Annotated in this window: 13 protein-coding genes; 12 read left to right on the top strand and 1 reads right to left on the bottom strand. The window is 72.0% G+C overall.

All coding sequences use genetic code 11. From position 1 onward, the window contains the following. The first annotated feature begins 18 nt into the window (after positions 1 to 18). From ACH495_RS05595 to ACH495_RS05555, 9 genes are all read left to right on the top strand, one after another. Positions 19 to 558: a F0F1 ATP synthase subunit B gene (locus ACH495_RS05595; protein WP_107156993.1), complete on the top strand. Its 540-nt coding sequence runs from the start codon at positions 19 to 21 to the stop codon at positions 556 to 558. Then, positions 558 to 1379 (top strand): F0F1 ATP synthase subunit delta, encoded by an 822-nt coding sequence (locus tag ACH495_RS05590; protein WP_396856581.1) that lies wholly within the window; start codon positions 558 to 560, stop codon positions 1377 to 1379. Before ACH495_RS05595 ends, ACH495_RS05590 begins: the two co-directional genes overlap by 1 nt. Before the next feature lie 85 nt (positions 1380 to 1464). Next, complete coding sequence (gene atpA, locus ACH495_RS05585; protein ID WP_396856580.1) at positions 1465 to 3117, top strand: F0F1 ATP synthase subunit alpha; 1653 nt, start codon at positions 1465 to 1467, stop codon at positions 3115 to 3117. A 4-nt stretch (positions 3118 to 3121) separates the two neighbouring features. After that, positions 3122 to 4051, top strand: a complete 930-nt coding sequence (locus tag ACH495_RS05580; RefSeq protein WP_107156996.1) for a F0F1 ATP synthase subunit gamma — start codon at positions 3122 to 3124, stop codon at positions 4049 to 4051. Then, the gene (atpD, locus tag ACH495_RS05575) at positions 4051 to 5496 is read left to right on the top strand and encodes a F0F1 ATP synthase subunit beta (RefSeq protein ID WP_396856579.1); all 1446 of its coding nucleotides are present in this window, start codon (positions 4051 to 4053) and stop codon (positions 5494 to 5496) included. The genes ACH495_RS05580 and atpD overlap by 1 nt, the downstream gene beginning before the upstream one ends. A 215-nt stretch (positions 5497 to 5711) precedes the next feature. Beyond that, entirely contained in the window at positions 5712 to 6854 is a 1143-nt protein-coding gene (locus ACH495_RS05570; RefSeq protein WP_396856578.1) for an LCP family protein, read from the top strand. A 108-nt stretch (positions 6855 to 6962) separates the two neighbouring features. Next, positions 6963 to 7241 (top strand): F0F1 ATP synthase subunit epsilon, encoded by a 279-nt coding sequence (locus ACH495_RS05565; RefSeq protein WP_047893558.1) that lies wholly within the window; start codon positions 6963 to 6965, stop codon positions 7239 to 7241. Between the two features lie 12 nt (positions 7242 to 7253). Then, positions 7254 to 7709, top strand: a complete 456-nt coding sequence (locus ACH495_RS05560; RefSeq protein WP_396856577.1) for a DUF2550 domain-containing protein — start codon at positions 7254 to 7256, stop codon at positions 7707 to 7709. Positions 7710 to 8170: 461 nt separating this feature from the next. Then, on the top strand, positions 8171 to 8722 hold the full coding sequence (locus ACH495_RS05555) for a hypothetical protein (RefSeq protein WP_396856576.1): 552 nt from the start codon (positions 8171 to 8173) through the stop codon (positions 8720 to 8722). Positions 8723 to 8762: 40 nt separating this feature from the next. Here the strand turns inward: ACH495_RS05555 and ACH495_RS05550 are convergent, their stop codons facing one another. Continuing rightward, positions 8763 to 9356: a class I SAM-dependent methyltransferase gene (locus tag ACH495_RS05550; protein ID WP_396856575.1), complete on the bottom strand. Its 594-nt coding sequence runs from the start codon at positions 9354 to 9356 to the stop codon at positions 8763 to 8765. Between the two features lie 130 nt (positions 9357 to 9486). Here ACH495_RS05550 and ACH495_RS05545 point away from each other — a divergent pair, with 130 nt between their 5' ends. From ACH495_RS05545 to ACH495_RS05535, 3 genes are all read left to right on the top strand, one after another. Further along, positions 9487 to 10662, top strand: coding sequence for a sensor histidine kinase (locus ACH495_RS05545; protein ID WP_396856574.1), 1176 nt, complete (start codon positions 9487 to 9489; stop codon positions 10660 to 10662). After that, complete coding sequence (locus ACH495_RS05540; RefSeq protein ID WP_396856573.1) at positions 10659 to 11351, top strand: response regulator; 693 nt, start codon at positions 10659 to 10661, stop codon at positions 11349 to 11351. Before ACH495_RS05545 ends, ACH495_RS05540 begins: the two co-directional genes overlap by 4 nt. A 128-nt stretch (positions 11352 to 11479) precedes the next feature. Next, the gene (locus ACH495_RS05535) at positions 11480 to 12208 is read left to right on the top strand and encodes a DedA family protein (protein WP_396856572.1); all 729 of its coding nucleotides are present in this window, start codon (positions 11480 to 11482) and stop codon (positions 12206 to 12208) included. Positions 12209 to 12276: the final 68 nt, after the last annotated feature.

Below are 12276 nucleotides of genomic sequence, written 5' to 3'. Positions count from 1 at the left end.
TCGACCGGGAGGTCTTCCATGTTCTTCCTCGCCGCTGAGGGTGGTGAGACGACCCACAACCCGATCATCCCTGTCTGGCAGGAGATCGTGGTCGGGCTGGTCGCCTTCGGTGTCCTCTGCTTCGTGCTGATGAAGTTCGTCTTCCCGCGCATGGAGCAGACGTTCCAGGCCCGGGTCGACGCGATCGAGGGCGGCATCAAGCGCGCCGAGGCCGCCCAGGCCGAGGCGAACCAGCTGCTCGAGCAGTACCGTGCCCAGCTCGCCGAGGCGCGTACCGACGCCGCCCGGATCCGGGACGACGCCCGGGCCGACGCCGAGGGCATCCGCCAGGACATCCTCGCCAAGGCGCGCGAGGAGTCCGACCGGGTCATCGCCGCCGGCAAGGAGCAGCTCCAGGCCGAGCGGGCCACCATCGTGCGTGAGCTGCGCACCGAGATGGGCACCATCGCGGTGGACCTGGCCAGCAAGATCGTCGGTGAGTCGCTGGCCGACGAGGCGCGTCGCAAGGGCACCGTCGACCGGTTCCTGAGCGGTCTCGAGAGCACGGGGGCCCGCTGATGCAGGCCGCCAGCCGGGAGTCGTACCGGGCCGGGGCCGAGCGCCTCGACGCGTACGTCCGCGGCGCGGAGCCGTCGGCGGTGGCCTCCACCGCCGACGACATCCTCTCCGTCGCGGACCTGCTGCGGCGCGAGCCGCGGCTGCGCCGGGCGCTCTCCGACCCGGCGCGCTCGGGCGAGGACCGGTCCGCGCTGCTCACCGGGATCCTGGGCGGCAAGGTCGGCGCGGACGCGCTCGACCTGCTCGCCGCGCTGGTGGCCGGCCGCTGGTCGGCCCCGTCCGAGCTGCTCGACGGCGTCGAGCGGTTGGGTGTGGAGGCGCTCCTGGCGAGTGCCGACTCGGCCGGCGAGCTGGGCGAGGTCGAGGACGAGCTGTTCCGCTTCGGGCAGGTCGTCTCCGGTTCCGCCGAGCTGTCCAACGCGCTCTCCGACCCGATGGCCCCGGCCGAGCGGCGGTCCGGCCTCGCCGGCCAACTGCTCGACGGCAAGGCCCGACCGGTCACCGTCCGCCTCGTCGAGGTCGCGCTCGCGGGCTTCGGGGGTCGCTCCTTCGCGGGCGCGCTCACTCGGCTGGTCGAGCTGGCCGCGGACCGGCGGGACCGTCAGGTCGCGTACGTGACCGTGGCGGCCCCGCTGACCGAGGAGGAGGAGCGACGCCTCGGTGCCCGCCTCTCCGGCATGTACGGTCGGGAGGTGTCCGTCAAGCAGACGGTCGACCCCGACGTGCTCGGCGGGGTGCGCGTACGGGTCGGCTCCGACCTGTACGACGGCACCGTCCTGCGCCGCCTCAACGAGACCCGCAACGCGCTCGCGAAGCGCTGACCAGCGTCTTGCAGCCCTGATTTCGACGCCATCGGACCGGTCGGTACCTGGTATCCCGGGCCCCTGAACTTTAAGGAAGCAGAGGATGGCCGAGCTGACCATCTCGACGGAGGAGATCCGCGGCGCCCTGGAGCGCTACGTCTCCTCCTACACGGCCGACGTCTCCCGTGAGGAGGTCGGCACCGTCGCCGACGCCGGCGACGGCATCGCCCACGTCGAGGGTCTGCCCTCGACCATGACCAACGAGCTCCTGGAGTTCGAGGACGGCACGCTCGGCGTGGCGCTGAACCTCGACGTGCGCGAGATCGGTGTCGTCGTCCTCGGCGACTTCGGCGGGATCGAAGAGGGTCAGCGCGTCAAGCGCACCGGCCGGGTGCTCTCCGTGCCGGTCGGTGACGCGTTCCTCGGCCGCGTGGTCAACGCGCTCGGCGAGCCGATCGACGGCATCGGCGACATCGCCAACGAGGGCTTCCGCGAGTTGGAGCTCCAGGCCCCGAACGTGATGGCCCGCCAGTCCGTCTTCGAGCCGCTGCAGACCGGCATCAAGGCCATCGACGCGATGACCCCGGTCGGTCGCGGCCAGCGTCAGCTGATCATCGGTGACCGGAAGACCGGCAAGACCACCGTCGCGCTGGACGCCATCCTGAACCAGCGGGACAACTGGCGCTCCGGCGACCCGACGAAGCAGGTCCGCTGCATCTACGTCGCGATCGGCCAGAAGGCCTCCACCATCGCCTCCATCAAGGGGACGCTGGAGGACGCGGGCGCGATGGAGTACACCACCATCGTCGCCTCCCCGGCCTCCGACCCGGCCGGCTTCAAGTACCTCGCCCCCTACACCGGCTCGTCCATCGGGCAGCACTGGATGTACGGCGGCAAGCACGTCCTGATCGTCTTCGACGACCTGAGCAAGCAGGCCGAGGCGTACCGCGCCGTGTCGCTGCTGCTGCGCCGCCCGCCGGGCCGTGAGGCGTACCCGGGTGACGTCTTCTACCTGCACTCCCGCCTGCTGGAGCGCTGCGCGAAGCTCTCCGACGAGCTGGGCGGCGGTTCGATGACCGGCCTGCCGATCATCGAGACCAAGGCGAACGACATCTCGGCGTTCATCCCGACCAACGTCATCTCGATCACCGACGGTCAGATCTTCCTCGAGACCGACCTGTTCAACCAGGGCGTCCGGCCGGCCATCAACGTCGGCACCTCGGTCTCCCGGGTCGGCGGCGCCGCGCAGGTGAAGCCGATGAAGAAGGTCGCCGGCTCGCTGCGGCTCAACCTGGCCCAGTTCCGTGAGCTGGAGGCGTTCGCCGCCTTCGCCTCCGACCTGGACCGCGCCTCGCAGAACCAGCTCGCCCGTGGTTCCCGCCTGGTCGAGCTGCTCAAGCAGCCGAACTACTCGCCGTACCCGGTGAACGAGCAGGTCGTCTCCGTCTGGGCCGGCACCGAGGGCAAGCTGGACGACGTCCCGGTCGGCGAGGTCCGCCGCTTCGAGTCGGAGTTCCTGCAGTACCTCCGGCACAAGCACGAGGGCGTGCTGGCCTCGATCGCGGACAACAAGTGGGGCGACGACATCATCGCCTCGCTGGACTCGGCCATCACCGAGTTCAAGCAGGTCTTCCTCGGCAAGGAGGACGAGGTCCGCGTCAACGAGGCCCCGGCCGAGCCGCTGGAGGGTGAGCAGACCCGCGAGACGGTGACCCGCTTCCGCGACGGCACCACCGACCGCCCCGCCGAGAGCTGATCCGATGGCCGCCCAGGTACGCGTTCTCCGACAGCGGATCCGTTCCGCCAAGGGGATGAAGAAGATCACCAAGGCGATGGAGCTCGTCGCGACGAGCCGCATCGCCAAGGCCCAGGCCAAGGTGGCGGCCTCGCTGCCGTACGCCGAGGCGATCACCGGCGTGCTGACGGCGCTGGCCTCCAACGCGCGGATCGACCACCCGCTGCTCACCCCGCGCGAGCGGGTGCGGCGGGCGGGCGTCCTGCTGGTCACCGCCGACCGGGGTCTGGCCGGCGGGTACAGCTCGAACGCGATCCGGACCGCCGAGTCGCTGATCGCCCGGCTGCGCGCCGACGGCAAGGAGCCGGTGCTCTACGTCATCGGCCGCAAGGGCGTGGCGTTCTACCGGTTCCGCAACCGGGAGATCGCCGGCAGCTGGACGGGCTTCTCCGAGCAGCCGTCGTTCGACGACGCCCGCGAGGTCGGTGACACGCTGATCAAGGCGTTCACCGCCGGCGCGGACGACGCGGACGGCCACGCCGGGGCGGACGGGATCCTCGGCGTGGACGAGCTGCACATCGTCTACACCGAGTTCAAGTCCCTGATGACGCAGAACCCGGTGACCCGGATCGTCGGCCCGATGCAGGTGGAGGACCGGCCGCGGTCCGAGGGCCTGCTGCCGGCGTACGAGTTCGAGCCGGAGCCGGAGTCGCTGCTCGACGCGCTGCTGCCGAAGTACATCAACACGCGGATCTACGCGGCGTTGCTGGAGTCGGCGGCGAGTGAGTCGGCCGCCCGTCGGCGGGCGATGAAGAGCGCCACCGACAACGCCGAAGAGATGATCGAGAAGTACACGCGTGAGATGAACTCGGCCCGTCAGGCCGGCATCACCCAGGAGATCAGTGAGATCGTCGGCGGCGCGAACGCGCTGGCCGCGTCGGGAAGTGAAGTGTGATGACTGTATCCGCAGTGGAGACCAAGACGGCCACGGGTCGCGTGGTCCGGGTCATCGGCCCGGTCGTCGACGCCGAGTTCCCGCGCGACGCCATGCCGGGGCTGTTCAACGCCCTGCACGTCGACGTGACGCTCTCCGGCGGTGAGAAGACGCTGACCCTGGAGGTCGCCCAGCACCTGGGTGACAACCTGGTCCGCGCCATCTCGATGCAGCCGACCGACGGCCTGGTCCGCGGCGCCGACGTGCGGGACACCGGCTCGCCGATCAGCGTGCCGGTGGGCGACGCGGTCAAGGGCCACGTGTTCAACGCGATCGGCGAGTGCCTCAACCTCACCGAGGGCGAGACCATCCAGGCGGACGACCACTGGGGCATCCACCGCAAGGCCCCGGCCTTCGCGGACCTGGAGCCGAAGACCGAGATGCTGGAGACCGGCATCAAGGTCATCGACCTGCTCGCCCCGTACGTCAAGGGTGGCAAGATCGGCCTGTTCGGTGGTGCCGGCGTGGGCAAGACGGTGCTCATCCAGGAGATGATCACCCGGGTGGCCCGGAACTTCGGTGGTACCTCGGTCTTCGCCGGCGTGGGTGAGCGCACCCGCGAGGGCAACGACCTCATCGCCGAGATGACCGAGTCCGGCGTCATCGACAAGACCGCGCTGGTCTACGGCCAGATGGACGAGCCGCCGGGCACCCGGCTGCGGGTCGCGCTCTCCGCGCTCACCATGGCGGAGTACTTCCGCGACGTGAAGAAGCAGGAGGTGCTGCTCTTCATCGACAACATCTTCCGCTTCACGCAGGCCGGCTCCGAGGTCTCCACGCTGCTCGGCCGCATGCCGAGCGCCGTGGGTTACCAGCCGACCCTGGCCGACGAGATGGGCGAGCTCCAGGAGCGGATCACCTCCGTCCGGGGTCAGGCCATCACCTCGATGCAGGCGATCTACGTGCCCGCCGACGACTACACCGACCCGGCGCCGGCCACCACGTTCGCCCACCTCGACGCGACCACCAACCTGGAGCGGTCGATCTCCGACAAGGGCATCTACCCGGCCGTGGACCCGCTGGCGTCCTCGTCCCGGATCCTCGCCCCGGAGTTCGTCGGCGAGGAGCACTTCGCCGTCGCCACCGAGGTGAAGCGGATCCTGCAGCGCTACAAGGACCTGCAGGACATCATCGCCATCCTCGGCATCGAGGAGCTCTCCGAGGAGGACAAGCTCACCGTCGGCCGCGCCCGCCGGATCGAGCGGTTCCTCTCGCAGAACACGTACGCCGCCGAGCAGTTCACCGGCGTGCCGGGCTCCACGGTGCCGATCGCGGAGACCATCGACGCCTTCCGCCGGATCAGCGAGGGGGAGTTCGACCACTTCCCGGAGCAGGCGTTCTTCATGTGCGGTGGCCTGGAGGACCTGAAGGCCAAGGCCGAGGAGCTGATGGGTGAGGAGGGCTGAGAGCCCGCTCACACCGTGAGGGCCGTCCCGACATCTCGTCGGGACGGCCTTCGCCTGTTCAGGGCCGGTGCCGTACCAGACGCCCGGTTCGCCGGCAAGCGGTCCGCCGAAGCGCGCGGTACCGTTCGTGACACGAATTCGCGTCACCGTCGTTGATCTCTGCAACGAAACGGACCCCTGCGCCCGTCTCCTCTTCGTGGGCGCGACGATTGGAGATGCTCGTGGGTAAGGGCGGCACGGACCGCGGCAAGCGGTCCATGTGGCGTGGCGTGCCGCGGTGGGCCCGCGTCAGCACCATCCTCGGCATCGTCATGATGGTGCTCAGCGGCTCGGTGCTGGTGGGTTACCACACGCTGGTCGCGCGCTACGAGGGCGCGGTCGGCAAGGGCGACCTCTTCGGCGACCAGGCTGCCGGCGCCACGGAGAAGAAGAGCAACATCAAGGGTCCGCTCAACATCCTGCTGGTCGGCATCGACCCGCGCACCTCGACGGCCCGACCGCTGTCCGACTCGATCATGATTCTGCACGTGCCGGCCGGCATGGACCGGGGCTATCTCTTCTCGCTCCCGCGCGACCTGCGGGTGGACATCCCGGCCTTCCCGAAGGCCGACTACGCCGGCGGCACCGACCGGATCAACGCCGCCATGTCGCACGGCAGCAACGTGCCGGGCAAGAACCCGAGCGCGGCGCAGGGCTTCGAGCTGCTCGCCAAGACCGTGCAGGGGGTCACCGGCATCAAGCGCTTCGACGCCGGCGCGATCATCAACTTCAGCGGGTTCAAGAAGATCGTGGACGCCATGGGCGGCGTCGACATGTACATCGAGCGGGACGTGAAGTCCGAGCACCTCCAGCCGGACGGCTCGCCGCGCCAGCTCAAGCCCGGTGGCGGCGGCTACCTCGGCCCGCAGGCCCGGTACGAGAAGGGCAACGCCCACCTCAAGGGCTGGCAGGCGCTGGACTACGTCCGGCAGCGCTACCCGAAGAACGGCGTGCCGGACGCGGACTACGGCCGGCAGCGGCACCAGCAGCAGTTCGTCAAGGCGATGGTGAGCCAGGCGTTCAGTGCCGACGTGGTGGCCAACCCGGTCAAGCTGGACCGGGTGCTGCGGGCGGCCGGGCAGTCGCTGGTCTTCAATGGCCGGGGCAACAGCGTCGTCGACTTCGGGCTCGCCCTGAAGGACATCCGCCCGGACGCCATCGAGACGATCAAGCTGCCCGGTGGGCCGATCGGGAGCGGCAGCGCCTACCGGGGTGAGCAGCTCCTCGCCCCGGCCGACGACTTCTTCGCGGCCCTGCGTACCGAGCAGGTGGACGCCTTCCTGCTGGAGCACCCCGACTTCAAGCAGACGACCCGGTAGCCTGAGCGGGTGCGGGGCGTCGTGGTCCGGCTCTCACCACCCGCGTTGGGTGGCGCTCGGGGGCGCGACTAGACTTTCGGCAATCCGCCGCCGCAGCAAGGAGACAGCGTGGCACAGCAGCTTCACGTCGAGCTCGTAGCCGTCGAGGAGAAGGTCTGGACCGGTGAGGCCGAGATGGTCGTCGCCCGGACGACCGAGGGTGAGCTCGGTGTGCTGCCGGGGCACGCGCCGTTGCTCGGCCAGCTCGCGGAGCCCAGCCAGGTACGCATCAAGCAGGCCGGTGGCCAGCAGGTCGCGTACGACGTCGCCGGCGGCTTCCTGTCGGTGACCGGTGAGGGCGTGACCGTCCTCGCCGAGAGCGCCACCCCGGCCACTCCGGCCCGCTGAGCCGACCCGCCGATGGAGATCGTGGAAGGGATCGGAATCGGCGTCGCGGTCGTCGTCGTCGCGCTTCTGATCCTCTTCATCCGGCGGGCCCTGTTCACCCGTAGCGGAGGCATCATCCGGCTGAGCGTCCGGGTCACCACGATGCTCGACGGGCGCGGTTGGTCGCCCGGCTTCGGTCGCTTCGCAGGCGACCAGCTCCGCTGGTATCGCATGTTCAGCTTCGCGCTCCGCCCGAAGCGGGTGCTCTCCCGCAAGGATCTGGCGGTGGAGCGGCGTCGGCTGCCCGAAGGGCAGGAGCGCTTCTCCATGCCGGCCGACTGGGTGATCCTGCGCTGTACCAGTCACCATGCTCCGGTGGAGATCGCCATGGCGCGATCCACGGTCACCGGCTTCCTCTCCTGGCTCGAGGCCGCCCCTCCGGGGGCGGCCTCGCCGCGTCTGGCCTCCCAGGACTGGCCCGCCGCCTGACCCCCCTCGCGGCCGGGCGGCCCTGCCCACTCGGCGGCGGGTGGAACGCCATGGGTGTCTGCGGGGACCTGAGACAGCCATAGCGTTCCACTCGCGGGGGCATCGGGTGATGGGTGGAACGTCATGGGTGTCTGCGATGGGCTGAGACAGCCGTGGTGTGCCACCGATCGTGTCGGATGGGTGTGATGTCCGGTTCGGGCGTGGTGGGTGGCACGCTGGCGATGGAATCGTCGGCGGGTGCGTGGCGTTGTAACCGGGTGCACGGCCGTGGAAGGCGAGCGCCAGCCCCTGCGCCGCCGACCCCGCCCCCGGGGAATGACGGTGGGCGGCCGGTCGTTGCAGAGTCTTCCGGCGCCGCGTCGAGGCCCCGCGCTTCCGCGAGCCGGCCGGATCCCCCCGAGAGCGCCTGACGGTGCCCGCACCCATCCCCGGGTGTGTTGACCCCCGAATGGAGCCCCCTCATGAACACGATCCTGCGTAAGAGCATCCTGGGTATCGCTGGTCTGGCCTTCACCGGTGGTGTGTTCGCCGGTCCGATCGCCGCCCACGCCGACACCGCCCATGCCAGCGCCGGCAAGCCCGTCGCCGCCGCCACCGTGCAGGGCGAGCAGTCGACCATCAGCCTGAACGACGAGCAGACCGCGAACGCCAAGGCGATCATCGCGGCGACGAAGAAGGCCGGCCTGCCGGAGCGGGCGGCGGTCATCTCGATCGCGACGAGCCTGCAGGAGTCGAAGCTGGAGAACCTGGGTCACCTCGGCGACCGCAACGATCACGACTCGCTGGGTCTGTTCCAGCAGCGCCCGTCCAGTGGGTGGGGCAGCCCGGAGCAGATCACCGACCCGGAGTACTCGACCCTGGCGTTCCTGAAGGGTCTGAAGCAGGTCGACGGCTGGCAGGACATGCCGCTGACCAAGGCTGCCCAGACCGTGCAGGTGTCGGCCTACCCGGACGCGTACGCGCAGTGGGAGAAGCAGGCCACCGACCTGGTCGCCCAGCACTGGACCAAGTAAGACACCGAAGGCCGGCACCCCGAACGACGGGTGCCGGCCTTCACCGGCTCACCGGCCGGCGACAGTGGTAGACCAGGGCCGGCGGCAGGTTGGTCCAGACCGTCCGCCCGATCGTCACCTCCTCGAACCCGCCGGCCAACAGCCGTTTGAAGCGGCGGGCGGGGCGGGTCGCCAGCGCGTGCCGGTACGCGAACGTGGTGAACACGCCGTCCGGCCGCAGCGCCCGCAGCACCGCGTCGAGGACGGCCAGTTGCCGTCCGGCGCCGAAAGCCGCCCAGGGCAGCCCGCTCACCACGACGTCGGCGGCCGGGAGTTGCCGGTCGGCAAGGACCCGGTCGAGGGCGGCGGCGTCGGCGCGTACCACCTGCACGGCCGGGTGACGGCGGGCCAGCGCGGTGGCGAAGCTCGGGTTGAGTTCGACCGCCAGATGTCGGCCGCGTCCGGCCAGCCGGTGCTGGATCGCCCGGGTGAAGGCGCCGGTGCCGGGGCCCAGCTCGACCACCAGCGGGTGCCCGTGGCGGGGTACGGCGGCGGTGATGTCCCAGGCGAGGATCATGCCGCTGGGCAGCACCGCGCCGGTGGTGAACGGGTGTCGGGCGAACTGGCCGAGGAAGGCGGGGGCGTCGCTGATCACGCCGATCGACGCTAGGCGGCCCGACGCCGGCCGGGTCTCGTGCGGCGGGCCCGGTACACCGGCCAGTAGGAGGAGGGGCGCCGGCCGAAGGAAGGGCCGTCCCACCGTGCCGGCTCCGTATGGTGGCCGGGTGAGGGGTGGGCGGTGGACCTGGTGGCCCGAGCTGCTGCTCGGGCTCGGCACGGCCGTCCTGGGGCTGATCAGCAGCCAGACCGCCATCCCCGGCATCCCGCACGAGGAGTGGGCGGCTGTCTTCGCGGTGCTCGCCGGAGTGGCCCTCGTCGGAGTCCGCCGCTGGCCGTGGCCGGTGCTGCTCGTCACGTCGGCGTTGATGCTCGCCGCCGACGCGGTGGGGGTGATCGGCGCGGACACCGCCCAGATCGCCGCCGCGGTCGCGCTGGGCTACGTGGCGTACCGGTCGGGCTGGCCGGGCGCGACCGCCGCGTACGTGCTCTTCCTGGCGGTGACGCTGGTCAACGTGATCGACCCGGGCAACGCGGAGGTGCTCCGTGGTGGTCTCGGGGTGCTCCGGCTGGTGATGCTGGCCGGGATCGCCGCCGCGCCGGTGGCCTTCGGCCGCTACCTGAGCGGGGTACGCCAGGCAGCGACAGCGGCCGAGGAGCGGGCCCGGGAGGCGGAGGAGCGGCGGGCCACGGAGGCGCGGATGGTCCGGCTGACCGAGCGGACCGCGATCGCCCGGGACCTGCACGACATCGTCGCCCACCACGTCGCGGCGATCGCGTTGCGCGCCGGCGCGGCCCGGTACGCGGTGCAGCACACCGGCCGCCCCGAGGAGGCGGTGCTGGCGCTCGGCGAGCTGCGGGACACCGCCGGCCAGGTGCTGGACGAACTGCGCGAGCTGCTCGGGGTGCTCCGCGACCCGGAGGCGGTGGCGTCGGACGAGTCGCACGTCGATCCGGCCCAGGTGATCCGGGATGCGGCCCGCCGGGTGCGGGAGGCCGGCCTGGCGGTGCAGGTGCGGATGCCGGAGGTGCTGCACCGGGTGCCGCTGGTGGTCGGGACGACCGCGGCCCGGGTGGTCCAGGAGGCGTTGACAAACAGCCTGAAGCACGCCGGACCGGGCGCTATCGTCTCGGTCGACGTCCAGGTGGTCGACGGCGCGCTCCTGATCGAGGTGCTGGACAGCGGCCCGGCGCGCCCGCGTACCCGGCTACCGGCCTCGGGGCACGGCCTGCGCGGGATGCGGGAGCGGGTCGGTCTGCTCGGTGGGACGCTCGTCGCGGGACGCACCGACGGCGGCGGTTGGCGGGTCCGGGTCCGGCTGCCGATCAGGGAGAGCGAATGATCAGAGTGTTGGTGGTCGACGACCAGGCCCTGGTGCGCGCCGGGGTGGGGCTGGTGCTGCGGACGGCCGGCGGCTTCGAGGTGGTGGGGGAGGCGGGCGACGGCCATGAGGCGGTCCGGCTGGCCGAGCGGCTGCGGCCGGACGTGATCCTGATGGATCTGCGCATGCCCCGGGTGGACGGCATCGAGGCGACCCGTCGGATCCTGCGGCAGCAGCCGTCGGCCCGGGTGCTGGTGTTGACCACGTTCGCCGACGACGTGAACGTCTACGGCGCGCTCGGCGCCGGCGCGCAGGGCTACCTGGTGAAGGACGGCGCCCCGGAGGATCTGGTGGACGCGGTACGGCGTGCGGCCTCGGGTGAGCCGTTGCTCGCCCCGCCGGTGCTGGCCCGGGTGCTGCGCCGCGCGCTCGCCGCGCACGACCGGGACCGTGCCCCGGATCCGGCCGCCGCCGGGCTCGGGCAGCTCAGCCCCCGGGAGCGGGAGGTGCTGGCGCTGGTCGGCGCGGGCCTGTCGAACGCGGAGATCGGTGCCCGGCTGCACCTCGGGGTGACCACCGTGAAGACGCATGTCTCGGCCGCGATGGAGAAGCTGGAGCTGCGCAACCGGGTCCAGGCCGCGGTGGTGGCCCACCGGCTCGGCCTGGTCGACGACGGGTTCAACCCGGTGCCAGGTCCGGGCGGGCCCTAGGAAGCCGACCGGGCGGACCCTAGGGGTGACGGCCGGGCGGGCCCTAGGGCGACGACCGGCCACCCGGAGGACCCCGGTCGGCCGTGGGCAGGACGCCGCCGTCCGGCATGGCCGCCACGCTGGGAGGCATGACCTTCCTGGATTCGCTGGTGGCCCGCCTCGACACGCTGCCGCCGGGCCTCGTGCTGCTGGTCGCGGCGGCGGTCCTCGCCGGTGAGGTGGGGCTGCTCGTCGGTCTGGTGCTGCCGGCCGCGACCACCATGCTGACCGTCGGGTTGCTGGCCCGCGCCGGCCGCGTCGACCTGGGCGTCGCGTTGGCGGTGACCACCGCCGCCGCGTTCGCCGGCGACCAGCTCGGCTACCTGGAGGGGCGGCTGCTCGGCCCACGGTTGCGGCGTGGTCCGCTGGGCCGCCGGGTGGGGGAGCGGCGGTGGCGGCGCGCCGAGGCGCTGGTCGCCGCGCGGGGCGGGACCGCGGTGCTGCTCGGCCGCTGGACCGCGTTCGTCCGCACGCTGGTGCCCCGGGTGGCCGGGGCGGCCGGGCTGCCGTACCGCCGGTTCGTGCTCTTCGACGGCGTGGCGGTCGTCGTCTGGGTGCCCGGCGCGGTCCTGGTCGGCTGGGTGGCCGGCGGTCTGCCGGCCGGTCTGCCGGCCGCCGCCGGGGTGGGGGTGGTGGCGGCGGTCGCTCTCGCGGTCGGGCTCCGGCGCCTGCGGGTACGCCGGCGGCGTGCCGTCCGCCGTGCGTGCTCCGGGCCGGTGCCGGCGCGCGGGGGCTCCACGCGCCGCCGGCCGGGTTCCCGCCGGCCGGGTGCGGGCCGGACCGCGCCGGTCCGGCGGGGCGCGGTCGACCGCTGCTGAGGCCGGCGGAGACCCGTCGACCGCTGCTGGGACCGGCCGGCTACCGGGTGGGCGTCGGCCGGTCCCGG

This window comes from Micromonospora sp. NPDC018662, assembly GCF_044391475.1.
Taxonomy (GTDB): Bacteria; Actinomycetota; Actinomycetes; order Mycobacteriales; family Micromonosporaceae; genus Micromonospora.
Note: the sequence above shows the minus strand (reverse complement) of the source record. Positions and strands in the feature narration are given on the sequence as shown.

Bases quoted from the DNA above. Each gene is read 5' to 3' on its own strand.
- ACH495_RS05595 (WP_107156993.1), top strand. From the start codon at position 19: ATGTTCTTCCTCGCCGCTGAGGGTGGTGAGACGACCCACAACCCGATC.
- ACH495_RS05590 (WP_396856581.1), top strand. From the start codon at position 558: ATGCAGGCCGCCAGCCGGGAGTCGTACCGGGCCGGGGCCGAGCGCCTC.
- atpA (WP_396856580.1), top strand. From the start codon at position 1,465: ATGGCCGAGCTGACCATCTCGACGGAGGAGATCCGCGGCGCCCTGGAG.
- ACH495_RS05580 (WP_107156996.1), top strand. From the start codon at position 3,122: ATGGCCGCCCAGGTACGCGTTCTCCGACAGCGGATCCGTTCCGCCAAG.
- atpD (WP_396856579.1), top strand. From the start codon at position 4,051: ATGACTGTATCCGCAGTGGAGACCAAGACGGCCACGGGTCGCGTGGTC.
- ACH495_RS05570 (WP_396856578.1), top strand. From the start codon at position 5,712: ATGCTCGTGGGTAAGGGCGGCACGGACCGCGGCAAGCGGTCCATGTGG.
- ACH495_RS05560 (WP_396856577.1), top strand. From the start codon at position 7,254: ATGGAGATCGTGGAAGGGATCGGAATCGGCGTCGCGGTCGTCGTCGTC.
- ACH495_RS05555 (WP_396856576.1), top strand. From the start codon at position 8,171: ATGAACACGATCCTGCGTAAGAGCATCCTGGGTATCGCTGGTCTGGCC.
- ACH495_RS05540 (WP_396856573.1), top strand. From the start codon at position 10,659: ATGATCAGAGTGTTGGTGGTCGACGACCAGGCCCTGGTGCGCGCCGGG.
- ACH495_RS05535 (WP_396856572.1), top strand. From the start codon at position 11,480: ATGACCTTCCTGGATTCGCTGGTGGCCCGCCTCGACACGCTGCCGCCG.